The following is a 23722-nucleotide window of genomic DNA, read 5'->3' as shown; positions in this document are numbered from 1 at the left end:
GGTTGTCTGGAAAAAGCTTATCTTTTAGATTCACGCTTGCACTCCCTCAAAACGCATTCCCAGCTCCTCAACCTCACTAACAAATGCGTGAGCACGGGCAACATAATCTTTGAATTGGTCAAAGCTCGCACATGCTGGAGAAAGCAAGACCAAATCGCCAGACTGCGCTTGTTCTGCGGCTGTTCTGACAGCAAGCTCTAGAGTGCCACTGATTGTGCAAGGTACTTCCCGACCGATAGCCTCGCCAATTGCAGCGCCATCTTTGCCAATCAAGAAAACGCCCTTAACAAAACGTAGAGCAGGTTCGCGTAACGGGCTAAAGTCTTGTCCTTTTCCGTCGCCGCCTGCAATCAACCAAATCCTCTTAGCGGATTCATTGCCACCCAAACCATTTAGGGCGGCTACAGTCGCACCGACGTTAGTGCCCTTACTGTCATCGATATATTCGACATCATCGACTATCGCAACACTCTGAACTCGATGTGGCTCCCCGTGATAATCGCGCAACCCATGTAGAAGAACATTCATAGGCAAGTTAGCAGATCTCGCTAATGCCAGTGCTGCTAGTGCGTTCAAGGCATTATGACGACCACGAATTCTGAGTGCGTCAGCCGGTATTAAACGCTTCAAGTGTAACGGTTCATCCTCTTCAATGGCACTTGATTTGCGACGGCGTTTTGGCTTTGGCTCATTATCTTCATCTACCTCTGCCCACACTAGCCAGTCAATTCCGCCTGCTCTTAAGTCATGCTCGATACCAAAAGCACCCTGCTCATCGGGGGTATTAGAACCAAAAGTCACAATCGACTTGTCTGCTTTTTGATCATCAGAAAGTAAATTCATCACTACAGAGTCATCGCGATTTAAGACGCAAATAGTGTCTGCACCAAATATTTTTCCTTTTGCATCTGCGTACGCATGCATGTCACCATGCCAATCTAAATGATCCTGGGTGATATTGAGAACAGTGGCTGCAGTTGCGTTGAGGTTATCTGTGTAAACCAATTGGAAACTAGATAATTCAAGCACCCAGATATCGGGCATATCTTCAATTTGGTCAGCCTCATTTAGGCAGGCCATCAGCTTATCTAATGCTGCAGGGCTGATATTTCCGGCTACCGCAACCTTCTTGCCAGCCCGCTCGCAGAGTCGTCCTGTTAGGGCGGTAGTAGTTGTTTTTCCATTGGTGCCGGTAATGGCCAAGACTACTGATGAATAAGGAGAATGATTTACCTTTGCCATACGATCTAAATCAGCAATTGCACGCGCAAAAAATTCGATCTCACTCCACACATCAATCTTGGCTTTTCTAGCCTTCTCCAAGAATGGTTTAGTTGGCTCTTGAAGTGGGGATAAGCCAGGACTGATGCCAATAACATCAATCTCAGCCAACAGCTCATCGCTCAATGGTCCAAACTGAATATCTTTTAATCCAGCTATTTTCAATTCATCAAGCCAAGCATTCTGGCGCTCAGAAAACTGAGATTGGTCACGTGTATCTATCAAACGAACGGTGGCTCCATTAAGTAGGCACCACTTAGTCATCGCAACACCAGACTCGCCCAGTCCCATAATCAAAAATCGGTGGGGGGATTGATAGCCTGCATCATCTACCAAAGTAGGATTAGCGAAAGTATTTTGTAAGTTCAGCATATTTACTTTTAGGCTCACCGTAATTTCAGGCTAGATAAGCCAATTAATACCAATAGGATGGTAATGATCCAGAAACGAACAACGACTTGCGTCTCTTTCCAGCCACCCAGCTCAAAATGATGATGTAGTGGAGCCATGCGGAAAATACGACGGCCTTCACCAGAATATTTTTTAGTTAATTTGAACCAAAATACTTGCAGCATTACCGAAACTGTTTCTGCAACAAATATTCCACCCATGACAAAGAGCACAATCTCTTGGCGCACAATTACTGCAATAGTTCCAAGTGCTCCGCCCAAAGCAAGTGCTCCAACGTCACCCATAAAGACTTGCGCTGGATGGGCGTTGAACCAAAGGAAAGCTAAGCCCGCTCCACCCATGGCGCCACAAAAGATCAATAACTCACCAGCACCCGGGATATAAGGGAACAATAAATATTTGGCATAGATGGCATTACCCATCACATAAGCAAATGCACCTAATGCAGCGCCGACCAGTATGACAGGCATGATCACTAAACCATCGAGGCCATCGGTTAGATTCACTGCATTACTACTACCAACAATCACCAAGTAGCTCAAGATGATGAAGCCCATCATCCCCAGTGGATAACTAACCTCCTTAATGAATGGTAAGAGCAAGTTGGTTTTTGCTGGAAGATCTAATGCAAAACCACTCCTTAACCATTCATAGAAAAGTTGGAGCACTTTAAGGTTATTTACTTCCGATACTGAGAATGCCAAATAAATCGCAGCAAATAAACCAATCAAAGTTTGCCAAAGGAATTTTTCTCGAGAAGCCATTCCCTTAGGGTCTTTATGAGCAACCTTACGATAGTCATCTACCCAGCCAATTGCACCAAATCCGAAAGTGACAATCATCACAATCCAAATAAAACGATTGCTTAAATCTGCCCATAACATGCAAGAAAAAAAAATACCAATCAAGATCAAAACTCCACCCATTGTTGGGGTGCCTGATTTGACTAAATGAGTTTGTGGTCCATCAGTACGAACAGCTTGGCCCATTTTTAAGGCAGTCAATTTACGAATGACCCATGGACCAGCAGCTAAGCCGATTAACAAAGCGGTAACTGTTGCCATCACCGCTCTAAAGGTAATATAGTTAAAGACTCGGAAGAATCCAAAATCATCCTGCAGCCATTGCGCCAAGATTAAGAGCATGTTTTAGCCTCCTCTAACAAGGCTTGCACTACACGCTCCATACGCATAAAACGTGAACCTTTAACCAGAATATTTAAATGCTCATTACTACCCGTTGATTGAGCATGTAATGCATCTCTCAACTGTAAAATTAGGCTATCCATTTCAGAAAAATGCTTTGCACTAGCAATGGATGTTTTATTTTTCTGAGTATCTTCAAAGCCTTTAATAGCAAATCTGCACTGCTCACCCAAAGCAAACAATTTAGTAACTCCCTGCTCGGCAGCGTAGGCACCAACCTCGCGATGAAACTCAGGCCCTTGATTACCAACTTCGCCCATATCACCTAAAACCAACCAAGATATATTGCCTGACTGCTTTAGTGCATCAATTGCCGCTCTCACTGAATCTGGATTAGCGTTATAGCTATCATCAATGAGCGTGTGATTGGGATCAATCTTCTTTGCTTGCATGCGCCCATTTACTGGCGAGAATGCTTCAAGACCTTCTTTAATTTTTTCAAGACTGATCCCGGCTGCTAGAGCAACAGCGCTAGCAGCTAATGCATTACGAGCATTGTGACTGCCCAAGGTATTTAATTGGACTTCTACAGATCCTGAATCTATTTGCACTTGGAGATGGCCATTACTTAACAGACGCCCCATTACCGCAGCTCTTAATGTCGACTGACCGGACAACAGAATGAAGTCGATCACCTTGCGTCCAGCAGCAGCTTCAAGCCAAACACCTGCAAACTCAGAGTCTGCAGGGAAGATTGCAATGCCATCTTTTGTTAAAGCACGAATCGCATCGGAATGCTCTTGTGCTACCGCAGCTACTGTAGCCATAAACTCTTGATGCTCACGCTGTGCATTATTAATCAAGGCGATATTCGCCTGCGCAATATTGGCTAGCTGGGCAGTTTCACCTGGGTGATTCATACCCAACTCAACTATGGCAAGCTGATCTGTCGAACGCAGCTTTAACAAGGTTAGCGGTAAACCAATGTCATTATTTAGATTACCTTTAGTAACCAAGGTATGCGTTTCCCCAACTGCGACTCTAAAAATAGAGGCAATCATTTCTTTAACAGTTGTCTTGCCATTACTACCAGTCACCAAAGCCAGTGGAATTGGATGATTGGCGCGCCAGGCTTTTGCTAATGCTCCTAGGCCTAGACGAGTATCGTTAACGAAAATAGCAGGTAGACTTGTAGGGCAGCTGTCCCTATTGCTGATGAGCGCTCCTGCTGCTCCTGCCTTAGCAACATCAGATAAAAAGTCATGCGCATCAAAGCGCTCACCTGCCAAAGCTATAAATAACTCTTTAGAGTCAATCTGACGACTATCTGTTCCAATCCTTGAAATATTCACTGACTGGGCATCTTGTGCAGAAATATTGAGCAGCGCGCTACCAGGCAACATGGCGTGCACTTGAGCAAGCGTTGTCATAGCAGACATCAAGCCACACCCCCAGCAGCTAAACGAATATGTTCTTGGTCAGAGAAATCAAATTTCTTACCATTGATTTCTTGTGTGGTTTCGTGACCTTTACCAGCAACCAAGACAATATCTTGAGATGCGGCATTACGCACAGCAGCCATGATCGCTGCAGCGCGATCAATAATGATTTGTACATTTGAAGATTTCTGACCGATACCGCTACGAATCATTTCTATGATTGTCTGCGGCTCTTCGGATCTTGGATTGTCACTAGTAATGATGATGTGATCGGCGTATTGCTGAGCTACTGCACCCATTTCAGATCGCTTGCCAGCATCACGATCACCGCCACAACCAAATACGCACCAAATTTTTCCATCGCGCTGCTTTGCTATGGGGACCAAAGCTTGTAGGGTTTTTTGGAGTGCGTCGGGGGTATGTGCGTAATCAACTACCACCAACAGACCCGCTGATTTTTGCTGCTTACTTACTTGAATTAATTCCATACGCCCAAGAACGGGTCGCAATTGACTCACTCGCTTACTTGCCTCATCACAACTTAAACCTTGACTGAGTAATGTCGCCCAAACTGCAAGTGCATTACTTAAATTGAACTCGCCCAATACAGGAATATGTAAGCTATTGCTGCCGACTCCCTCATAGGTAAACAGAGAGTCATATCCAGCACTATTGAAGATGCTATCTTTTGCGTAAATACGCTGTAGACGATCGCCAAATTTTTCAAATCCCTGAAGAGCGCTTTGGGCAATTGTGTATGCCCAGACCTGAACGCTGCCCTTAGCCAAAAGCTTTATGGCAATCTCACGGCCAAATGCATCATCTAAATTAATGATGGCATGTTCTAGCCCAGCCAGCGTAAATAGTTTTACTTTTGCCTCGCCGTAGTTAGCCATACTGCCGTGATAATCCAAATGATCTTGTGTCAGATTTGTAAATACCGCGCAATTTAGCTGCGTACCAGCCACTCGCTTCTGATCCAAGGCATGCGATGAGACTTCCATCACCGCCTGCTTAGCGCCAGCATTGAGCAACTCCTTAAATTGAGTTTGTAGCTTGGGCGCATCTGGAGTTGTATAGCCAGTTTGTATTAAAGAATCCGGGAAGCCTGCACCTAAAGTACCTAACACTGCCGTGCGATGGTTGGGCTCATCCAAGGCCTGCGCCAACCATTGTGAAATACTGGTTTTACCGTTCGTGCCCGTTACTCCAATCACCTTTAATTGCTTGCTTGGATAGCCATACCATTGTGAAGATAGTTCACCAACTTTTTCTGCTAGGTTTTCAACTGCAATACATTGTTGGTGATTTACATATTGAGCGCCAGGTCCTGCAGGGTCAAACACCACCGCAGCTGCGCCGTTCTCTAATGCAGCATCAATAAATTGACGCCCATCTCGTAATGCATTGCCATGACCAACAGGGTAGGCAAAAAAGATATCGCCAGAGTGGATCTGGCGACTATCTGCACTGACCTTGGCCGTACTATTTACCAGGCTGTGCAAGTATTCAATCAGATGATTGGGTTCTATATTCAATGCCGCCCTCATCTTTTCAGAACCACCTGCTGCGTCTGTAAATTTGCAGTACGAATCTCTTCAGGACTCTTATCTTGCAAAACCATTTGCTTCACTTTGTTATCAGGCAGCACGTTGAGAGTGTTGAGTGTTTCACTCACAATAGTTGAAAATACTGGTGCAGCAACTTCACCGCCATAGTGACCACCAACGGTTGGCTCATCAATCATGACTGCAACCACAATCCGTGGAGCACTGATCGGTGCTAAGCCAGCAAAGTAAGCGCGATACTTATTCCCATACCCTTTACCAACCAATTTATGTGCAGTCCCTGTCTTGCCTCCAACCCTAAAGCCTTCAGCCTGTGCCTTAATTGCAGTGCCACCAGGCTCGGTTACGGTCTCAAGCATGGTGCGCATTTCAATTGCCGTCTTTGCAGAAAGCACTCTCGTACCTGGTTTGAAATTAGGGCTACGCTCAATAGTGAGCGGTACTAATTCACCATCACGTGCGAATACTGTGTAGGCCTGCGCTACCTGAAAAAGTGATGCAGAAATTCCATAACCAAATGCAATACGGGCTTGATCAGTAGGCATCCACTTTTTAAATGGATGTACTGTCCCGTTAACAGCGCCAGGGAAACCAATTTTTGGTGACCGTCCAAAACCAACCGCTGTATAAAAATCCCACATCTCTTCGGCTGAAAGACTGTTCATGGCAATCTTTGCGGTACCGATATTGCTAGATTTTTGAATGATCTCTGAAACTGTTAGATTTCCATAAGGGTGAGTGTCGGTAATTGGTTTTGGACCAATAAGATACTTAGCGCCAATCACCATATTGGTCTCGGGCTTTACCGCGCCCTTTTCTAAAGCAATCGCAACTGTTAATGGCTTTATTGTTGAGCCAGGCTCAAATGTGTCTGTCAAGACACGATTACGTAGCTGCTCACCTGTAAGATTTTTACGATCATTTGGGTTGTAACTTGGATAATTAGCTAAAGCTAAAATTTCACCCGTCTGCGTATCTAATACTACGGCGCCGCCAGCTTTCGCATGGTGTCTCTCAACTGCATCCTTCACAGCGTTGTAAGCAAGATACTGAATTTTGCTATCAATAGAGAGATTCAAATCCTTGCCATTTTGTGGCAACTGCAAGATCGCCATCTCCTCAACAACGCGACCCAAGCGATCAACCACTACACGCCTTTGACCTGGATGGCCAGCAAGCTCTTTCTCTCTAGAGAGCTCCATCCCCTCCTGGCCACGATCCTCAACATTAGTAAATCCAACGACGTGCGCCATCGCTTCACCCTCTGGATAAAAACGGCGATATTCATTATTTAAGCCAATACCCGGAATTTCTAATTGCTTAATTTGTTGTGCAATTGCTGGCTCAACCTGACGCTTTAGGAAAACCTGCTTACGCTCTTCTTTTAATTTCTTACGTAATTCTGCTTCACTAATTTTCAGCAGAATGGCAAGTTTTTTAACTTTGTCAGCAGATAAGTCATCTGGAACTGTGTCGTTATAAGCGATCACAGATTTTGCTTCTAAACTTGTAGCAATCACCTGACCATTACGATCCAAAATTTTTCCACGACTTGCAGATAACTCCAACTCGCGCTGAGTTCCTCTCACTCCCTTGGCTTCATAAAATTCATTTCCAGGGCCTTGAATCCAGAACGCGCGCAGCAATAGCAGCATGAAAACAAAGAATAATAGGAATAGCATTAAGCGAGACCGCCACATTGGCAGACGCAATACTAAATTTGGTGTAGTAGAAAAACCAACCGGCCTCATTTAGCCTCCTTCAGGTACAAAGTACGTTCAGGAGAAATTGCGGACATACGTAATTGATTGCGCGCAGCATCACGAATACGCGCAGACTTCGAAAGATTGCGTTGCTCATATTCCAAGCGAAGAAAATCTTGATTTAACCTGCGCTCTTCAATGTGGGCACGCTCTTGAGCAATAAATAATTTACGCGCACGTTGCTGAGCTGCTACTAGAGATAAAGAGCAAATTAATAACAAAGCGAGCAAAGTCAAGGTGGCGCGATTCATGCAGATATATCCATCCGCTTTTGAGCAACACGCATGATCGCTGAACGAGCGCGAGGATTTTCTGAAACCTCGGCATCGCTTGGCTTAACACGGCCAATAATTTCTAAAGCACTTTGTGGCAAGTCCTTTTCGCGCACAGGTAAACCACGAGGCAGCTCTACTTTTGAATGTGCCTGCAAAAACTGTTTTACGATGCGATCTTCTAGCGAATGAAAACTAATAACGGCAAGTCTTGCACCTGGCTTTAGTAAATTCATAGCAGCTTTAAGGCCGGACTCTAAATCTACTAGCTCGCGATTTATAAAAATTCGGAGTGCCTGAAAAGTCCTAGTAGCCGGATCTTGACCAGCTTCACGTGTGCGCACCACATTAGCAACCAAACCTGCTAGTTGTGTTGTGGTTTTTGGTGACAAGCCTTCTTCTCGCTTTGCCACAATAGCTTTAGCAATCTGAAACGCAAAACGTTCTTCCCCATAAGTCTTAATCACGTGCGTGATTTCCTCCAGTGGCGCCTGCTCTAACCACTCTGCAGCGGTTAAGCCCTGCTCTGTATTCATCCGCATATCGAGTGGGCCCTCGCGTCGAAAGGAAAAACCCCGATGCGCTTCGTCCACCTGTGGCGAACTGATTCCCAGATCTAACAAAATTCCATCGACTGATTCTGCTTGCGCGTACTGATCCATCTGCGCAAAGCTGTCGTGCACGATCGTTAAACGGGGATCGTTGATTTGCCGTGCTACCGCAATCGCATCCAAGTCCTTGTCGAAAGAAATCATGCGCGCAGATGAGGGAAGCTGTTTGAGCAAGGCCTGTGTATGACCGCCACGTCCAAACGTTCCATCGATTACTAGAATATTTTTCGCTGCGTTTTGTTTTTGAATGAGTGGGCCACTGATTAGCGCCGTCACCGCCTCGGCCAGTAACACTGGGCGATGAGTTATGTTCATAGCACCCTGTCATCAAAAATTAAATTGCTTGAGTGCTTCAGGCATGCCTAGTGCAATCGCAGCCTGTTCTTTTGCAGCGTATGTTGCCGCGTCCCACAATTCCAAGTGACTGCCCATCCCAAGCAAGATCACTTCTTTCTCGATTGCTGCTGCTGCACGCAATTCAGGGCCCACCAAAATTCGGCCGGCATTATCCAAATCGATTTCTGATGCATTGCCGAGAAAAATTCTGCGCCACCAATGCGCATCCATTGGCAGTTGAGCAACCCTTGCTCTAAAGCTTTCCCATTCGGGTCTTGGGAATAGCAAAAGGCAGCCATCTGGATGTTTTGTGAGCGTGAGGCGGCCATCGCCTTGAACCAACAAGGCGTCACGATGCTTGGCCGGAACCGACATTCGACCTTTTGCATCTAAATTGAGAGATGACGCGCCTTGAAACACCATTTACCCCACTTTTTCACACTTCCTCCCACTTTAGAGGATCACAATAAGGGGGTCAAGTGTTTTTGGGTATTTTTTTGGGAAATTCTCTAGTGTTTACAAACACTTAGCGTCATATGTTCAGAAAATGGTGATAATAAAATAGCTACTTGAAACAATGGCTTGGAAAATATACTTAAGAATAGGTCTTAGCTATATGAGTAGATAATACCTAAATATACTGTATTTAAAAACAGTAGTGCTTGAAAAAATATAACAAAATTAATCTGAAATTAAATCTTTTGATTCATTCAGACTAAATCGCAAATATCGATTTTAAATTTTGTAAGCAGCTGTTGTCATGACCTTGGACATTGCTTGCATGATTTTCTGAATTGGCTCTGGCAAATTTGCTCCACCAGCATGCAAAGCTGCTTGCCCATGCTCGATCTCATCCATTCTCATTTGATCTACGATTGCACGTGAACGATGATCTTCTTCAGGCAATGTTTTGAGGTGACTCTCAAGATGACTCTCAACCTGTTTTTCAGTTTCAGCAACAAAACCTAAACTCCACTTATCGCCCGCTAAGCCTGCTGCCAAGCCGATCGCAAAGGATCCTGCATACCAAAATGGATTGAGATAGCTAGTGTGTGAACCAAGCTCTTTCAGGCGAGTTTCGCACCAAGCTAAGTGATCCATTTCTTCTTGAGCAGAGTGATCAAGCATCTCTTTAATATCTGAATTTCTGGCAACTAATTTTTGTGACTGATACAAAGCTTGCGCACAAACTTCGCCAACGTGATTAATCCGCATCAACCCTGCTGCATGTTTTCGTTGTTCTGAATCTAATGCAGCATTTGCTCCAGATTCTGAGCCAGGAGTAGGTCTTTGAGCATTTGCTCCCCCAACCACTGAACGCAGGGCGGTATCAAACTCAAGAATGAAGCGGTCAATTGGGATCATATCCGGAAAATTAGACCAGAACTTCGGCTTTAAAGCTTTGCTTAGTCTTTAATCCTAGCTCCGCCAAGAGCTTACGGTCCTCTTCCGCCTCTGGATTACCGGTAGTGAGTAATTGCTCACCATAGAAGATTGAATTGGCGCCGGCCAAGAAACACATGGCCTGAACAGCCCTACCCAATTGTTGGCGGCCAGCTGATAAACGTACTCGAGCCTTAGGCATAGTAATGCGAGCTACAGCAATGGTTCTCACAAACTCCAAAGGATCTAAAGGCTTCTGATCAGCTAAGGGTGTTCCAGCAACCGGCACTAGGTGGTTGATGGGAACAGATTCAGGATAGGGGCTCAAATTTGCCAAGCGGGCTAAGAAAGCAGCTCTCTGTTCACGGGTCTCACCCATGCCCACAATGCCTCCGCAGCAAACAGACATGCCGGCTGCACGGACATTGGAGATGGTGTCTAAGCGGTCTTGATAACCACGAGTAGAAATCACTGAGCGATAAAAATCTTCGCTGGTATCCAGATTATGGTTATAAAAATCTAAGCCTGCCTCTTGAAGCGCTAAAGCTTGATCTGGTTCCAACATTCCTAAAGTGGCGCAGGTTTCAAGGCCCAAAGCTTTGACGCCCTTAATCATTGCCGTGACTTTTTCAATATCGCGATCTTTGGGCTCGCGCCAAGCCGCCCCCATACAGAAACGATTTGACCCTGCAGCCTTAGCGGCCTTAGCAGCCTCTAAAACCTCCTCTAGGCCCATTAACTTCTCTGCCTTCACGTCGGTGTCATAGCGCGCAGCCTGCGGACAGTAGCCGCAATCCTCAGGACAGCCACCAGTCTTGATTGATAACAAGGTAGCCAACTCCACATCACCTTCAGGGAAATGGGCTTTATGAGCCTCTTGAGCCTGAAACATTAATTGGTCAAAAGGCAGGGCAAATAATGCTTCAATTTGAGCCACAGTCCACTCACCGGAAGCATCCACTTCTTTACGTAAATTAGCCTTAGATTTAACTAGGGTGAGAGGTTTTTCAGTGGTTTGGGCGTCCAACATGGGCAAATTCCAGAAAATAAATCAATACAAGCCATAAACATAACAGATACACGCCGGAAATTGGAAAAACTAGTGGTCAAATATCAAACATGAAGGTTATTTCTGATTTAAACCAACCCACTCTTGTTGATCGCAGCTTAAATGCTGTTTGGCACCCCTGTACTCAGATGAAACATCACGAGTCTTTTCCCTTGATTGCCATCACCAAAGGTAAGGGTCCTTGGCTTTATGACGAACAGGGAAATGCCCTACTCGATTGCATCAGCTCTTGGTGGACTAATTTATTTGGCCACTCTAATCCGCAGATTAGTCGGGCTATTACTGATCAGCTAGAAAAAATTGAGCATGTGATGCTCGCTGGATTTACCCATCAACCAGTAGTTGAGCTCTCTGAAAAACTGTCCGCACTTACTGGTGGAAATTTAGGTCATGTCTTTTACGCCTCCGATGGCGCATCTGCAGTAGAAATTGCTTTAAAGATGAGCCATCATTTTTGGCAACTCAATCAAAAACCAAACAAGAAAAAATTTGTTTGTCTTGAAAATGGCTACCATGGCGAAACACTAGGCGCTCTGGCTGTTACTGATGTTGCCATTTTTAGACAAGCATATGGATCACTCTTACAAGATGTGTATACAGTTACATCACCCGATACACGCAAAGCAAAACCAGGTGAGAGTGCGGATGATGTTGCGACGTATGCGGCCGCACAGCTTGAGAAGTTATTTGAAAAAGAACATCACCATATTGCCGCTATTATCATCGAACCATTAGTGCAATGTGCCGGACAAATGGCGATGCATTCACCAGAATATCTACGCCTAGTAAGAGATTTATGTAATCGCTACGACGTGCATCTAATCGCTGATGAGATCGCCGTGGGTTGTGGTCGAAGCGGCAAGTTTTTTGCTTGCGAGCATGCCGGCATCTGGCCTGATTTTTTAACCCTATCTAAAGGCATTAGTGGGGGCTACCTGCCCCTCTCGCTTTGTATGACTAGCAACACAATTTATCGTGCTTTTTATAGCGATCAAACACAACAGGGCTTCTTACATTCTCACTCCTATACTGGAAATCCACTGGCCTGCTCTGCAGCACTGGCCTGTTTAAATATATTTGAAACTGAAAAAGTATTAGAAAAAAATATTGGGCGCTCGCAAGATTTAGTAAATGCATTTGCTTGGGCAAAAGCAGATTATCGAATAGAACACTGGCGTCAACAAGGAATGATTTTGGCTTTCGATCTTAAAAAAGAAAGTATTAAAAATATCAGTAGCTTTCCACGTGAAATGTTTGTCAAGGGCTTAGAAGAAGGGGTCCTAATAAGGCCAATTAGTAATACGATTTATGTCATGCCTCCCTATATTCTGTCTTCTGAAGAGACTATGCAGATGGGTAAAGCTATTGAGCGTGCACTAGAGAAGGCTCTGGCATGACGAGCTCATTTAAAGCCTTAAAAATTGCGCAAGAGCAAATTGCAGACTTAGATTTGCAGCTGCTCAAACGAACATTACGCATTACTCAATCTCCTTGTGATACCAAGCTAACCATAGGGGGTAGGCAGCTTAAAGCTTTTTGTAGCAATGATTACCTTGGTCTTGCCAACCATGCAGAATTAGTTGATGCCTTGGCGCAAGGCGGCCAACAATATGGTGTTGGTAGTGGCGCTTCACATTTAATCAGCGGCCATAGCGCTGCACATGAGCTACTTGAACAAAAATTAGCGTCTTTTCAAAAGAAGCATATTCAAAATGCTCGCGCCCTATTCTTTAGTACCGGCTACCTTGCTAATTTAGCTACTATTACAGGCCTAGCTAGGCTGGCCCAGCGGGGTGATCTCAGTATTTATTCGGCCAAACTTAATCATGCCTCGCTGATTGATGGGGTTCGATTGGCGGGCGCGCAAATGAATGCGACGGTCAACTTATTCGACCACACTCAACTTAACTCGTTAACTGACGTCCTCAAAAAAGATACAAAATCTCTTAAGCTTATTGTAATCGATGGCGTCTTTAGTATGGATGGCGATCTTGCACCTGTTAAAGCATTGCTTCAGTTAGCCGAGCAGTACGATTCCCTATTGATAGTCGATGATGCACATGGTTTTGGAGTGCTAGGCAAACGAGGTTACGGCATCTTAGAGCAAGCAAGCATTCAATCTGATCGCATCATTTATATCGGCACCTTGGGTAAAGCTGCTGGCGTGAGTGGCGCCTTTGTTTGTGCACAAAATTCTTTTATTGAATGGCTAGTTCAAAAGGGTCGCCCCTATATTTATAGCACTGCAACTCCTCCTGCTATTGCCCACACCTTGCTTAAAAGCCTGGAAATCATTGAAGGTGATGAGGGTACAAAACGTCGTGCTCAGCTCAATCAACTCATCAAAATTTGGCAAGATGAAATGATCTTTTCAGAATGGAAAAAAGTCTCTTCTTGCACACCTATTCAACCAGTCATATTGGGTAGCAATGCCAGCACACTCCTGGCGGCAAAGTTATTAGATGAAGCAGGTTATTGGATTCCGGCAATTCGTCCGCCAACAGTAGCTCCCGGTAGCGCTCGCTTGAGGATTACTTTTTCTGCAAATCATAGCGCCGATGATTTACGTAAACTCATTGCTACCTTAAACAGAATCGAGCAAGAAGTAAGTGAAAAGGTCATGCATGACTAAGATGACTGGCTTTTTTGTAACAGGGACCGACACTGAGGTTGGTAAAACTTTAGTGAGCGGTGCGCTGATTCTAAAGTTACGTGAACAAGGAAAACAAGTAATCGGATTTAAACCCGTAGTTGCTGGAACATATCAAGATGCCAGTGGTCATACCTTGAATGAAGATCTAGAAACCTTACGCATTGCTTCCCAGTTAGCGCCAGGCCAATTTAACTTATCTCCTTATGTTTTAGATATGCCGGTGGCACCTCATCTTGCTGCCGCAATTAAAGGTATTGCGCTTGATATGAATACCATCATGCAAGCACTTGACGATGTTCAAAAACACAGTGATTGCATTGTTGTCGAAGGGGCAGGCGGATTCTTGGTTCCCTTAAGTGATAATCAAGACCTAGGTGATTTAGCGCAGAAAATTGATTTGCCAATAGTTTTGGTAGTTGGTATGAAGTTAGGTTGTATTAACCATGCTCTACTCACGCAAGAAGCAATCAAAGCACGTGGATTAAAAATTGTAGGTTGGGTTGCAAACTCTCTCGAAAATGAAATGCCTCTTTTACAAGAAAATGTTGCCACCTTAAAAGCAGCAATCAATGCGCCCTTTTTAGGGTTAATTCCCTCATTACCAAATGCGCTTCAAAAATCTCATAACAGCCCCTATTCAATAGAGGCGCTCGATTTTGCTGCACGGCACATCCAAATAGCGATCCACTAAAGCCACTAGAACAAGCCCTAAGGTGCAACTGGTGGTACTTTCAGATAAGATAAAGATATGAATTTAATTCCCGAAATCCTTGATTCTGCAGCAGCTATTCAAGATATTCGTCGCAATATTCACGCTCACCCTGAATTACGCTTCGAAGAAAAACGCACATCTGACCTAGTTGCAGAGGCTCTTTCTAGTTGGGGCATTACGGTTTACCGAGGCATTGGGAAAACGGGTGTTGTTGGTCGTTTAGATGGCGACTTAGGTCCTGGAAAAATGATTGGTTTACGGGCTGATATGGATGCACTCCCGCTTCAAGAACACAATAATTTTGAGCATACCTCCCGCAACCCTGGAAAGATGCATGCTTGTGGTCACGATGGTCACACCGCAATGCTGTTAGGTGCTGCGCAATACCTTTCAAATCATCGCGACTTCAAGGGTACTGTGATTTTTATTTTCCAGCCTGCCGAAGAAGGCGGTGCTGGTGCTAAAGAAATGATCCAAGATGGCCTCTTTAAAGAATTTCCTTGCGATGCGGTTTTTGGCTTACACAACTGGCCTGGCTTAGCCGAAGGTCACTTTGGCGTAACTACTGGGCCCATGATGGCCTCTAGCAATGCTTTTGAAATTACCATTACTGGTAGAGGTGGTCATGCTGCGCTACCTCACAATAGTGCCGACCCCGTTCTCACTGGTGCGCAAGTGGTGCTGGCACTACAAAGCATCATTACTCGCAATAAGCGGCCTGTTGATGCCGCCGTTCTTTCAGTTACACAATTTCAGGCAGGCAAAACGAGTAATGTCATCCCTGACAGCGCATTTATCGGCGGTACAGTCAGAACATTTACCTTGGAAGTGCTTGACTTGATGGAGCGACGTCTTCGTGAAATTGCGCACAGTGTTGCAAGTGCATTTGATTGCCAAGCTGAAATTACTTTCTTCAGAAGCTATCCGCCATTAATTAATCATGCTGCTGAAGTTCAGTTTGCCAGCGAGGTTATGAGCGAATTAGTAGGCAAGCAAAATGTGAATACCAATATTGACCCCACCATGGGTGCAGAAGATTTTGCCTTTATGTTGCTTGAGAAGCCAGGATGTTATGTGTTTCTAGGTAATGGAGATGGGGATCACCGTTCGGTGGGTCATGGCATGGGCCCATGCCATCTTCACAATCCCTCTTATGACTTTAACGATGCATTGATTCCAGTAGGCGTGAGCTACTGGGTAAAGCTAGCGCAACGCTACTTAGAAAAAAACTAGATCTCTTACAAAATCATTTCACTTAAGAGTTTGTAAATTTAGCAGGTCGCTTTTCTACAAATGCGGCCATACCTTCTTTTTGGTCATTCGTTCCGAAGCAAGTATGAAACAAGCGACGTTCGAAATGGATTCCTTCTGAAAGAGTCGTTTCATAAGCAGCATTCACTGCCTCCTTCACCATCATTGCTGTTAGTAGCGGCATATCAGCAATCTCTTTGGCAATCGCCTTTACTTCTTTCAATAAATCTGCCTTGGGAAAGACTCGCGATACCAAACCTGAACGCTCAGCTTCTGCAGCATCCATCATTCTTCCGGTTAAAGCCAAATCCATTGCTTTGGCTTTGGAGACTGCCCGGGGTAAACGTTGTGTACCGCCAGCGCCAGGAATAATGCCAAGCTTTACTTCTGGCTGGGCAAACTTGGCATTATCAGCAGCCATGATGGTGTCGCACATCATCGCCAATTCACAACCACCGCCAAGTGCATAGCCCGATACTGCAGCAATCACAGGCTTGCGAACTTTTTGCATATGCTCCCAATTTCGGGAAATAAAATTATGGCGATATACATCTTGAAAGCTACGCTTCGCCATTGATGAAATATCGGCACCAGCAGCAAATGCCTTCTCGCTACCCGTCACAATGATGCAACCAATATTGTCATCGGCATCAAATGAAAGCAATGCTTCACCAAGCTCATCCATTAATTGATCATTGAGTGCATTGAGAACCTCAGGGCGATTTAAGGTAATGGTGGCTACCTTGCCATCCACTTCAGTCAAAATTGTTTTATAGCTCATCAACTTCTTTCTCTCTATGTCGATCAATTAACGTGGTAACAATAACCACATCTTGCCATTTTGCTTCATACGTCCTGCAATTTCTCCTGCAGCATCACCCGAACCCCAATAATAATCAGCTCTGACACCACCCACAATCGCTTTTCCAGTATCTTGTGCCATAACCAGTTTTTGCAATGCCTGATTACTTAAAGGCCTGGTGGTGGCTAAGAATACAGGCGCGCCTAATGGCATAGCCTGTAAATCAACCGCAATGCTACGCTCGCTAGTCAGCGGAATACCCAGCGCACCATTGGGACCTAAATCGGCATCAACATTACTTGGCAACTCTTTGAAAAATACAAAGCGTGGATTGGCGTTGAGCATTTCATTTACCCGATCAGGATTGCGCTTGGCCCATTGTGAAATTCCCTGCATGCTTGCTTCACCCCGTGTCATCTCTTTGCGATCTATCAACCACTGTGCGGATGATTTAAATGGCTGCTCATTGGTACCGGCAAAACCTAATCGTAATATGCGGCCATCCTGAAGGCGAATTTTTCCTGAACCCTGAATTTGCATAGACGCAGCTGCAACAGGATCTTGTACCCAAGCAATTTCTGATCCCTGCAGCACTCCCGAGCTAATGAGCTCAGCCCTTGCTGGTCCTGGATTTGGTCGTGATTTTTTCCAAGCATTTGGATAAGAATACAGTGGCACGTTATAGATACTGGTGCGGGTTTGTGAGCCATTCATGACCGGTTCGTAGTAGCCAGTGACCAAACCTATTTCGCCACCAGAACTATTGCGGATTTCGTAAGCCTGAAAATTGCTTTCAAAATATCGACGAATCGATTGGGTATCACGAGAAGATAAAGCTGTAGCTAGCGTACACACCTGACGCCAATTGACTTCTCCACTACGCTTACGTAATGCATCACAACTTTTTAGCCACGCAGGCCAAGCTTGCGATAAATCATCATCTTGCCATCCTGGCAAGGCTTGCCATGACACGGCATTAAAACTTGCAATCGACGAACTATAAGATGCTGGTGCTGCACCAGAATCGCTAGATCGATAGCCTGTACCGCGGGTAGAAGGTGTTGAGCACCCAACAACGAGGCTCGCAATCAAAATAGCGAATACACTTACCTGAACTAATTTAAATTTAGAAATCATGATTGCCAATTTACTCGATGAATACCCAATGCTGCTTTTTGTACTGGAAGGGGCTATCGCTTTAGGACTTCTGCTATTTATTGTCCTATGGACAGGCAAAGGGAAAAAATAGTTTTTCCAAGTGCTTTGGTCTAATGCAAGGTTCGCGGCATCACTAGGGCAAATTCTGGAATTGGCGCCTGGAAAAACTGCGCTTCCTCAGTAACGCAAAAGTACTCTCCTCGCATGGTTCCGGCTGGCGTGGGTAAAGTAGCCCAGCTGGTGTACTCAAACTGTTCCCCAGCACGCAATAAAGGCTGTTGGCCAACTACCCCTAAACCACGTACCTCCTGGACATCATTGTCCCCATCGGTAATGAACCAATGGCGGGCAATCAGCTGAATACTGGCCTTACCCGTATTACGGATAGTGACCGTATAAGCAAAGGCAAATTGACGATTATCGGGGTCAGATTGCTCTGGAAGGTACTGAGCTTTGACCGTAATGCTAATTTCGTGAGGATTCATGCTCGAATTCTGCTCCATCCTAAGCCCAACTGCAAGCTAGAATCTAGGGATGGAAAGCCAAAAATTACCTACAAATGGTCAATTCGTCATTGCCCCCTCGATTCTGTCGGCTGACTTTGCCTGCCTAGGCAAGGAAGTTGAAAATGTACTGGCGGCGGGCGCCGATTGGATTCACTTTGACGTGATGGACAACCACTATGTTCCCAACCTCACAATTGGCCCGCTAGTTTGTGAGGCTATTCGCCCGCATGCCATCAAAAATGGTAAGCCTGCAATGATCGATGTTCACTTAATGGTTGAACCTGTAGATCGCATCGTGCCCGATTTTGCAAAAGCTGGTGCAAATTTAATTAGCTTTCATCCTGAGGCAAGTCCTCATGTTAATCGCACGCTCAATTTAATTCGTGATCAAGGTTGTCAAGCAGGTCTTGTATTGAATCCTGCAACACCACTCGATCATCTGGACCACACCTTAGAATTACTCGACTTAGTTCTGCTCATGTCAGTCAATCCAGGCTTTGGCGGTCAATCCTTTATTCCAAGTACGCTTGAGAAGATTAAGCAAGTACGCGCACGCTTAGATCGCTATGAAGCTCAAACAGGTCGCCATATTCGTCTCGAAGTAGATGGTGGAATCAAGGTTGACAACATTGCACAAGTTGCACAAGCCGGTGCAGATACCTTTGTCGCTGGCTCAGCTATTTTTGGAAAAGAAAATTACACACAAGTGATTGAGGCAATGCGTACTGAATTAGGAAGGACTGGAAAGTCCTAATGCAGCAGGAAGAATTTAACGCCCTAGCAAAACAGGGTTTCAATCGCATTCCCCTTGTGAAAGAGGTACTTGCTGATTTAGAAACACCGCTATCGCTCTACGTCAAACTCAGTCAAGCGTTTGGCAAGAAAAATACTTACCTACTGGAATCTGTATTGGGTGGTGAGCGCTTTGGCCGCTTCTCCTTTATTGGCTTGCCTGCCAAGACAATTGTTAGAACGGTTGGGACCCCAACTTCACCGGTGAATGAAGTCCTCACTGACGGAAAAGTAGTTGAGAGCAATACCGATAATCCACTGGATTTTGTAGATGCTTATTTCAAACGCTTTAAGGTTGCTGTCCAACCAGGTCTTCCTCGTTTTTGTGGCGGTCTTGCTGGCTACTTTGGTTATGACACCGTTCGGTATATTGAGTCACGTCTAGCTAAACATGCTTTACCAGATGAACTCGGTGTGCCTGATATTCAGCTCATGCTTACTGAAGAGTTGGCAGTGATTGATAACGTTGCAGGAAAAATTTATTTCATCGTCTATGCAGATCCAAGTATTCCCGATGGCTTTGAGAAAGCGCATAACCGCTTACAAGAACTACTCACTTGCTTAGGCAAGCCAGCGAATATGCCAGCATCATTGCCAAGCACAAAGACAGATTTAATTCGCAAGTTCAAGGCTGCAGATTTTGAAGCGGCAGTTCGTAAAACTAAAGAATATATTTTGGCTGGTGACTGCATGCAAGTTGTGATTGGCCAACGCATTAGCAAACCATTTACTGAATCGCCTCTGGTGCTCTACAGAGCCCTGCGTTCCTTAAACCCATCGCCCTATATGTATTTCTATGACTTTGGCGATATGCAAATTGTGGGCTCTTCCCCAGAAATCCTGGTTCGCCAGGAAAAACGCGCTGCAGAAAAAATTGTGACGATTCGCCCTCTTGCCGGTACCCGTCCGCGCGGTGCTAACCCAGAGGAAGATGAGCGTTTAGCAAAAGAGCTACTTGCAGACCCTAAAGAAATCGCTGAGCACGTCATGCTAATTGACCTGGCTCGTAATGACGTTGGCAGAATCGCTAAGACAGGATCTGTAAAAGTCACTGACTCTATGTCGATTGAGAAGTATTCCCATGTGCAACACATTGTGAGCTCTGTAGAGGGCGATCTTCTAGATAATATGAGCAATATGGATGTTTTACGAGCAACTTTCCCTGCAGGCACCCTCTCTGGCGCACCTAAAATTCGTGCCATGGAAATTATTGACGAGATGGAAATTGTGAAACGCGGTGTTTATGGTGGCGCAGTAGGATATCTTTCTTTCTCTGGCGATATGGATGTAGCTATTGCTATTCGTACTGGTGTGATTCGTAATGGCATGCTGCATTCCCAAGCGGGTGCCGGTGTTGTTGCTGATTCTGACCCCACTGCTGAATGGAAAGAAACCGAAGCTAAGGCACGTGCAGTATTAACAGCCGCAGAATTAGTACAAGGAGGACTCGATGCTCCTCATGATTGATAACTACGATTCTTTTACTTATAACCTTGTGCAATATTTTGCAGAACTTGGTGAAGAGGTCAAAGTATTTCGGAATGATGAAATCGCGGTAGAGGATATTGCGACGCTCAACCCTGCTCGCATTTGTATTTCTCCTGGACCCTGCAGCCCTGCAGAAGCTGGTATCTCAGTGGCGACAATCAAACGCTATGCTGGGCAAATTCCAATTCTCGGCGTATGTCTTGGCCATCAAGCCATCGGCGAGGCTTTTGGAGGCAAGGTGATTCGCGCCCAGAAGGTGATGCATGGTAAGACCGATCTCATTCACCACACTGGTGTGGGTGTATTTAAAAACTTGCCAGATCCATTTAAAGTTACCCGCTATCACTCACTCGCTATCGAAAAAAGCTCCTTACCCGCAGCGCTAGAAGTAACAGCTACATCTTCTGATGGAGAAATCATGGGTGTTCGTCATCGTGAGCTCGCAGTAGAGGGAGTGCAATTTCATCCTGAATCTATCCTTTCTGAGCATGGTCATGCCCTGCTGAAGAATTTCTTACTTAATAAGTAACTCAGAAATTAGATATGAGCGCTACGTCAATTACCCCACAAGAAGCCCTACAACGTTGCATTGAACATCGTGAACTCTTTCATGATGAAATGACTGCGATGATGCGACTCATCATGAACGGGGAAATGTCGCCAGAGTTAGTCGCTGGACTATTGGTAGCTCTACGCACCAAAAAAGAAACCGTTGGGGAAATCGCTGCAGCAGCACAAGTGATGCGTGAATTTGCAACTACCGTTCATGTAGATGATCGCGCCCATTTAGTGGATGTTGTCGGTACAGGTGGCGATGGAGCGCATACCTTCAATATTTCAACTGCAGCGATGTTTGTTGCTGCAGCTGCTGGAGCAAAAATTGCTAAGCATGGTAATCGTAGCGTGAGTAGCAAGTCTGGCAGTGCTGATGTACTCGAAGCATTAGGCGTAAATCTAGGACTTTCTGCAGAGCAGGTTGCTAAATGCATCTCAACTGTAGGTACTGGCTTTATGTTTGCCCCAAATCATCACCCCGCCATGAAAAATGTCGTACCCATTCGCAAACAATTAGGTGTGCGAACTATTTTCAATATCTTAGGGCCACTGACTAATCCTGCTGATGCCAAACGCATCTTGATGGGCGTGTTTCACCCTGATCTGGTCGGTATTCAGGCTCATGTATTGCAGGCCTTAGGTATGGAACATGCGCTTGTGGTCCATGGTCGTGATGGCCTTGATGAGATCTCTCTCGAAGGTCCTACTCTTGTAGGCGAACTTAAAGATGGTGTTGTGCGCGAATATGAAATTCATCCAAAAGACTTTGGACTCAATACCGCTCTCACGAATGACTTTAAGGTGGCTAATGCAGAAGAGTCAAAACAAATCGTATTGGACGTGATCGACAACAAGCCAGGTGCAGCAAGTGATATTGTTTGCCTGAATGCTGGTGCTACGCTCTATGTTGCTGGTGTATCCAAGGACATAGCCTCCGGCTTAGCAATGGCTAAAGCAGCAATTGCATCCGGGGCTGCACGTCAGAAGTTAGACGCATTTGTTGCCGCAACCCAATCCAACCAAAACCCATGAGAGATATTCTCGACAAAATTGTTGCAACTAAAAAGCTTGAGATTACTAATCATCTCAAGAAAATCTCTCTTGGAAATCAGCGCGACATTGCAGAATCGAATAATCAAGATGCCCTTCTAAAGCCACGTGGCTTCATTCGCGCTATTGAAAACAAAATTTCCGCTGGCAAAGCTGGTGTCATTGCCGAAATCAAAAAGGCAAGTCCGAGCAAGGGCGTTCTCCGAGAAAATTTTCAGCCTGCAGAAATCGCCCAGTCTTATGAAAAGCATGGCGCTGCCTGTTTATCAGTTCTTACTGATATCGACTATTTTCAAGGCTGCAATGCTTACCTTCAAGAAGCTAGGGCTGCATGTAGCATTCCCGTGCTTCGCAAAGATTTCACGATAGATCCATATCAAATCTATGAAGCTCGTGCAATCGGCGCAGATGCGATCCTCTTAATTGTGGCTTGCCTAGAGCTTAATCAAATGAAAGAGCTTGAGGCCTGCGCTCATGAGCTAGGCCTAGACGTTTTAGTGGAGGTTCACAATGCTCCCGAGCTAGAGCAGGCCTTAGAACTTAAAACACCCTTACTTGGCATCAATAATCGCAATCTCAAGACCTTTGAAGTCACACTACAAACAACACTATCTCTCTTGCCCATGGTGCCTAAGGACAAAATTTTAGTAACAGAGTCTGGAATATTGGGTAGTGCCGATGTACGACTCATGCGCGACAATCAAATCAATGCGTTCTTGGTTGGCGAAACATTTATGAGAGCTACTGATCCTGGGGCAGCCCTTAGAGAACTTTTTGCCTAGCCTTCTTCAACATATCTAAGCTGTACTTGATTAGAGAAATTAGCAGTAATGAACCAAGTACGTCCCCAATAAACATTACAGAGACGTGGTTTATTCCGCCTGCATTCTCTAGCGCCATAGTAGAAAACCACCACTGATGTAATCCAGCACTGAGTAATGCATAGATCAAAATACAAATCACTAGCTTCCGAAAATTGAGATCGCTTAGATCAGGCGACAAGCGAACGTTCTGAATCACAAAAACTCTTGCTACGTAGGGGGCAAATCCAGATACCAATCCAATACCAATACAAATTAGGAGGCCGCGAGGAAAGTCGCCATAGTAGCTAATTAAAAAAGAAGCTAGAGAAATTCCAATGGCGCCTGGAAGTCCAAAAATCAAGGTTAAAAATAAACGCAGACCTGCTGGCAAATAAATCCAATTAACGCCCAGACTAAATACCAGTTCGCTTGTTAACCAATTATTTACGTAGAAAAGAAATGTGTACGATAGCGCACTAATTACAAGCGCAAAGGTGACTTCAGAAAGCGTTCCCAGTTGTTTACTCATTACATTTATTATGAATGCTTTCGATAACGAGAGCCGCTTGAGAAAATCAAGCCAAGGGTATACACTAATACTAGCTCTATAGCTAATAACAATTCACCGCACAACATATCCCTAAATAATGGCCACCACAAAGTCCCCTTCTTAC

23 protein-coding genes are annotated in these 23722 nt (G+C 45.0%); 9 read left to right on the top strand and 14 right to left on the bottom strand.

Features of this window, described 5'->3' with window-relative positions:
- Window positions 1-30: 30 nt before the first annotated feature.
- The 10 genes from murD to bioB all read right to left on the bottom strand — a co-directional run bounded on the left by murD (window position 31) and on the right by bioB (window position 11239).
- A complete protein-coding gene (gene murD, locus CBI31_RS07400) occupies window positions 31-1653 on the bottom strand; it encodes a UDP-N-acetylmuramoyl-L-alanine--D-glutamate ligase (RefSeq protein WP_088525723.1) in 1623 nt (540 codons plus the stop codon).
- Between the two features lie 14 nt (window positions 1654-1667).
- Window positions 1668-2837, bottom strand: coding sequence for a phospho-N-acetylmuramoyl-pentapeptide-transferase (gene mraY, locus CBI31_RS07395; RefSeq protein ID WP_088525722.1), 1170 nt, complete (start codon window positions 2835-2837; stop codon window positions 1668-1670).
- A complete protein-coding gene (locus tag CBI31_RS07390; protein WP_088525721.1) occupies window positions 2828-4276 on the bottom strand; it encodes a UDP-N-acetylmuramoyl-tripeptide--D-alanyl-D-alanine ligase in 1449 nt (482 codons plus the stop codon). Before CBI31_RS07390 ends, mraY begins: the two co-directional genes overlap by 10 nt.
- Window positions 4276-5781, bottom strand: coding sequence for a UDP-N-acetylmuramoyl-L-alanyl-D-glutamate--2,6-diaminopimelate ligase (locus tag CBI31_RS07385; protein WP_240553790.1), 1506 nt, complete (start codon window positions 5779-5781; stop codon window positions 4276-4278). The genes CBI31_RS07390 and CBI31_RS07385 overlap by 1 nt, the downstream gene beginning before the upstream one ends.
- 41 nt (window positions 5782-5822) lie before the next feature.
- A complete protein-coding gene (locus CBI31_RS07380; RefSeq protein ID WP_088525719.1) occupies window positions 5823-7595 on the bottom strand; it encodes a peptidoglycan D,D-transpeptidase FtsI family protein in 1773 nt (590 codons plus the stop codon).
- On the bottom strand, window positions 7592-7858 hold the full coding sequence (gene ftsL / locus CBI31_RS07375; protein ID WP_088525718.1) for a cell division protein FtsL: 267 nt from the start codon (window positions 7856-7858) through the stop codon (window positions 7592-7594). The genes CBI31_RS07380 and ftsL overlap by 4 nt, the downstream gene beginning before the upstream one ends.
- Window positions 7855-8805, bottom strand: coding sequence for a 16S rRNA (cytosine(1402)-N(4))-methyltransferase RsmH (gene rsmH / locus CBI31_RS07370; RefSeq protein WP_088525717.1), 951 nt, complete (start codon window positions 8803-8805; stop codon window positions 7855-7857). The genes ftsL and rsmH overlap by 4 nt, the downstream gene beginning before the upstream one ends.
- A gap of 12 nt (window positions 8806-8817) precedes the next feature.
- Window positions 8818-9246: a division/cell wall cluster transcriptional repressor MraZ gene (mraZ, locus tag CBI31_RS07365; protein WP_088525891.1), complete on the bottom strand. Its 429-nt coding sequence runs from the start codon at window positions 9244-9246 to the stop codon at window positions 8818-8820.
- 315 nt (window positions 9247-9561) lie between these two features.
- Complete coding sequence (gene coq7, locus CBI31_RS07360; protein WP_088525716.1) at window positions 9562-10191, bottom strand: 2-polyprenyl-3-methyl-6-methoxy-1,4-benzoquinone monooxygenase; 630 nt, start codon at window positions 10189-10191, stop codon at window positions 9562-9564.
- Window positions 10192-10201: 10 nt separating this feature from the next.
- The gene (bioB, locus tag CBI31_RS07355) at window positions 10202-11239 is read right to left on the bottom strand and encodes a biotin synthase BioB (RefSeq protein ID WP_088525715.1); all 1038 of its coding nucleotides are present in this window, start codon (window positions 11237-11239) and stop codon (window positions 10202-10204) included.
- An 89-nt stretch (window positions 11240-11328) separates the two neighbouring features.
- Here bioB and bioA point away from each other — a divergent pair, with 89 nt between their 5' ends.
- Genes bioA through CBI31_RS07335 form a run of 4 tightly spaced genes read left to right on the top strand, consistent with a single transcriptional unit; the run spans window position 11329 to window position 15876 of the window.
- Window positions 11329-12675, top strand: a complete 1347-nt coding sequence (gene bioA / locus CBI31_RS07350) for an adenosylmethionine--8-amino-7-oxononanoate transaminase (RefSeq protein ID WP_088525714.1) — start codon at window positions 11329-11331, stop codon at window positions 12673-12675.
- Window positions 12672-13910 carry an 8-amino-7-oxononanoate synthase gene (locus tag CBI31_RS07345; protein ID WP_088525713.1) on the top strand — a complete coding sequence of 413 codons (1239 nt, stop codon included), beginning with the start codon at window positions 12672-12674 and terminating at the stop codon, window positions 13908-13910. The genes bioA and CBI31_RS07345 overlap by 4 nt, the downstream gene beginning before the upstream one ends.
- Window positions 13903-14622 carry a dethiobiotin synthase gene (gene bioD / locus CBI31_RS07340; RefSeq protein WP_088525712.1) on the top strand — a complete coding sequence of 240 codons (720 nt, stop codon included), beginning with the start codon at window positions 13903-13905 and terminating at the stop codon, window positions 14620-14622. Before CBI31_RS07345 ends, bioD begins: the two co-directional genes overlap by 8 nt.
- Window positions 14623-14679: 57 nt before the next feature.
- Entirely contained in the window at window positions 14680-15876 is a 1197-nt protein-coding gene (locus CBI31_RS07335) for a M20 aminoacylase family protein (RefSeq protein WP_088525711.1), read from the top strand.
- Between the two features lie 22 nt (window positions 15877-15898).
- Here the strand turns inward: CBI31_RS07335 and CBI31_RS07330 are convergent, their stop codons facing one another.
- The 3 genes from CBI31_RS07330 to apaG form a co-directional block, all read right to left on the bottom strand.
- On the bottom strand, window positions 15899-16675 hold the full coding sequence (locus CBI31_RS07330; protein ID WP_088525710.1) for an enoyl-CoA hydratase: 777 nt from the start codon (window positions 16673-16675) through the stop codon (window positions 15899-15901).
- Window positions 16676-16702: 27 nt separating this feature from the next.
- Window positions 16703-17833 (bottom strand): murein transglycosylase A, encoded by a 1131-nt coding sequence (mltA, locus tag CBI31_RS07325; protein ID WP_088525709.1) that lies wholly within the window; start codon window positions 17831-17833, stop codon window positions 16703-16705.
- 131 nt (window positions 17834-17964) lie between these two features.
- The gene (gene apaG / locus CBI31_RS07320) at window positions 17965-18339 is read right to left on the bottom strand and encodes a Co2+/Mg2+ efflux protein ApaG (RefSeq protein ID WP_088525708.1); all 375 of its coding nucleotides are present in this window, start codon (window positions 18337-18339) and stop codon (window positions 17965-17967) included.
- A 49-nt stretch (window positions 18340-18388) separates the two neighbouring features.
- On the opposite strand from apaG, the gene rpe reads away from it, so the two are divergent.
- Genes rpe through trpC form a run of 5 tightly spaced genes read left to right on the top strand, consistent with a single transcriptional unit; the run spans window position 18389 to window position 23027 of the window.
- Window positions 18389-19114 (top strand): ribulose-phosphate 3-epimerase, encoded by a 726-nt coding sequence (gene rpe / locus CBI31_RS07315; protein ID WP_088525707.1) that lies wholly within the window; start codon window positions 18389-18391, stop codon window positions 19112-19114.
- Entirely contained in the window at window positions 19114-20619 is a 1506-nt protein-coding gene (trpE, locus tag CBI31_RS07310; RefSeq protein ID WP_088525706.1) for an anthranilate synthase component I, read from the top strand. Before rpe ends, trpE begins: the two co-directional genes overlap by 1 nt.
- On the top strand, window positions 20603-21169 hold the full coding sequence (locus tag CBI31_RS07305; RefSeq protein ID WP_088525705.1) for an anthranilate synthase component II: 567 nt from the start codon (window positions 20603-20605) through the stop codon (window positions 21167-21169). The genes trpE and CBI31_RS07305 overlap by 17 nt, the downstream gene beginning before the upstream one ends.
- Before the next feature lie 14 nt (window positions 21170-21183).
- Window positions 21184-22227, top strand: coding sequence for an anthranilate phosphoribosyltransferase (gene trpD / locus CBI31_RS07300; RefSeq protein WP_088525704.1), 1044 nt, complete (start codon window positions 21184-21186; stop codon window positions 22225-22227).
- A complete protein-coding gene (gene trpC / locus CBI31_RS07295) occupies window positions 22224-23027 on the top strand; it encodes an indole-3-glycerol phosphate synthase TrpC (protein ID WP_088525703.1) in 804 nt (267 codons plus the stop codon). The genes trpD and trpC overlap by 4 nt, the downstream gene beginning before the upstream one ends.
- Here trpC and CBI31_RS07290 read toward each other — a convergent pair.
- Complete coding sequence (locus tag CBI31_RS07290; RefSeq protein ID WP_088525702.1) at window positions 23008-23577, bottom strand: hypothetical protein; 570 nt, start codon at window positions 23575-23577, stop codon at window positions 23008-23010. The genes trpC and CBI31_RS07290 overlap by 20 nt on opposite strands.
- Window positions 23578-23722: the final 145 nt, after the last annotated feature.

Source organism: Polynucleobacter campilacus, from assembly GCF_002206625.1.
GTDB classification, from domain to species: Bacteria; Pseudomonadota; Gammaproteobacteria; order Burkholderiales; family Burkholderiaceae; genus Polynucleobacter; species Polynucleobacter campilacus.
This window is presented reverse-complemented; position numbering and strand designations above follow the sequence as displayed.

What these genes read in the sequence shown, in the direction of transcription:
- coq7 (WP_088525716.1), bottom strand. Translation starts at nt 10,191, where the DNA reads ATGATCCCAATTGACCGCTTCATTCTTGAGTTTGATACCGCCCTGCGT.
- mltA (WP_088525709.1), bottom strand. Translation starts at nt 17,833, where the DNA reads ATGATTTCTAAATTTAAATTAGTTCAGGTAAGTGTATTCGCTATTTTG.
- rsmH (WP_088525717.1), bottom strand. Translation starts at nt 8,805, where the DNA reads ATGAACATAACTCATCGCCCAGTGTTACTGGCCGAGGCGGTGACGGCG.
- rpe (WP_088525707.1), top strand. Translation starts at nt 18,389, where the DNA reads ATGGAAAGCCAAAAATTACCTACAAATGGTCAATTCGTCATTGCCCCC.
- apaG (WP_088525708.1), bottom strand. Translation starts at nt 18,339, where the DNA reads ATGAATCCTCACGAAATTAGCATTACGGTCAAAGCTCAGTACCTTCCA.
- trpC (WP_088525703.1), top strand. Translation starts at nt 22,224, where the DNA reads ATGAGAGATATTCTCGACAAAATTGTTGCAACTAAAAAGCTTGAGATT.
- CBI31_RS07380 (WP_088525719.1), bottom strand. Translation starts at nt 7,595, where the DNA reads ATGAGGCCGGTTGGTTTTTCTACTACACCAAATTTAGTATTGCGTCTG.
- ftsL (WP_088525718.1), bottom strand. Translation starts at nt 7,858, where the DNA reads ATGAATCGCGCCACCTTGACTTTGCTCGCTTTGTTATTAATTTGCTCT.
- mraY (WP_088525722.1), bottom strand. Translation starts at nt 2,837, where the DNA reads ATGCTCTTAATCTTGGCGCAATGGCTGCAGGATGATTTTGGATTCTTC.
- bioA (WP_088525714.1), top strand. Translation starts at nt 11,329, where the DNA reads ATGAAGGTTATTTCTGATTTAAACCAACCCACTCTTGTTGATCGCAGC.
- CBI31_RS07290 (WP_088525702.1), bottom strand. Translation starts at nt 23,577, where the DNA reads ATGAGTAAACAACTGGGAACGCTTTCTGAAGTCACCTTTGCGCTTGTA.
- CBI31_RS07390 (WP_088525721.1), bottom strand. Translation starts at nt 4,276, where the DNA reads ATGTCTGCTATGACAACGCTTGCTCAAGTGCACGCCATGTTGCCTGGT.
- murD (WP_088525723.1), bottom strand. Translation starts at nt 1,653, where the DNA reads ATGCTGAACTTACAAAATACTTTCGCTAATCCTACTTTGGTAGATGAT.
- bioD (WP_088525712.1), top strand. Translation starts at nt 13,903, where the DNA reads ATGACTAAGATGACTGGCTTTTTTGTAACAGGGACCGACACTGAGGTT.
- CBI31_RS07330 (WP_088525710.1), bottom strand. Translation starts at nt 16,675, where the DNA reads ATGAGCTATAAAACAATTTTGACTGAAGTGGATGGCAAGGTAGCCACC.
- CBI31_RS07345 (WP_088525713.1), top strand. Translation starts at nt 12,672, where the DNA reads ATGACGAGCTCATTTAAAGCCTTAAAAATTGCGCAAGAGCAAATTGCA.
- CBI31_RS07335 (WP_088525711.1), top strand. Translation starts at nt 14,680, where the DNA reads ATGAATTTAATTCCCGAAATCCTTGATTCTGCAGCAGCTATTCAAGAT.
- trpE (WP_088525706.1), top strand. Translation starts at nt 19,114, where the DNA reads ATGCAGCAGGAAGAATTTAACGCCCTAGCAAAACAGGGTTTCAATCGC.
- CBI31_RS07305 (WP_088525705.1), top strand. Translation starts at nt 20,603, where the DNA reads ATGCTCCTCATGATTGATAACTACGATTCTTTTACTTATAACCTTGTG.
- bioB (WP_088525715.1), bottom strand. Translation starts at nt 11,239, where the DNA reads ATGTTGGACGCCCAAACCACTGAAAAACCTCTCACCCTAGTTAAATCT.
- trpD (WP_088525704.1), top strand. Translation starts at nt 21,184, where the DNA reads ATGAGCGCTACGTCAATTACCCCACAAGAAGCCCTACAACGTTGCATT.